At 49.3% G+C, this 523-nt stretch carries 1 pseudogene; it reads left to right on the top strand.

Features of this window, described 5'->3' with window-relative positions:
- Positions 1-523: pseudogene (locus R7O13_RS30760) on the top strand (ABC transporter permease); the annotation flags it as partial.

Genomic DNA, 523 nt, shown 5'->3' with positions numbered 1-523 from the left:
GAATGAGCGCATGGTTACAAGATCAGCCAGAAGTTGAATCGGTTTGGTGGCGCTGGGAAAAAGATGTTCCTACCGAGCATGGCGCGTTGCAAGTGGTCAGCACAGGCCCTTCTGAGGGGGAGCTAGATTCGCTAACGGTCAAGCTCGGTGTTCCAAACTACTGGTATCAGCTACATCAAACTAAAAGCTTGATGGTCAGTGAATCTATGGCTCTCAAACTGGATATTCGTCCGGGCGATTACATTGATCTGCAAGCACCACTGGGTGAAGGTTGGCAAGTCGTGGGTGTGTACTACGATTATGGCAACCCATACAACCAAGTGATGATGTCCCATCGAAACTGGCTTTACGCGTTCGCCGGCACGGGCAACGTAGGGTTAGGCGTATTGCTGAAAGACAGCGTGAGTGGGGAAGGGTTGAAGAATCGTTTAGAAAATGTCTTCCGATTGCCACAAGACCGCGTATTCGACAACAGCAATATCTACAATCAAGCCATGAGAGTATTTGATCACACGTTCGCCAT

Source organism: Vibrio sp. Y176 (genome assembly GCF_033438945.1).
The sequence above is the reverse complement of the archived record's forward strand: the minus strand, read 5'-3'. Positions and strand labels throughout refer to the sequence as shown.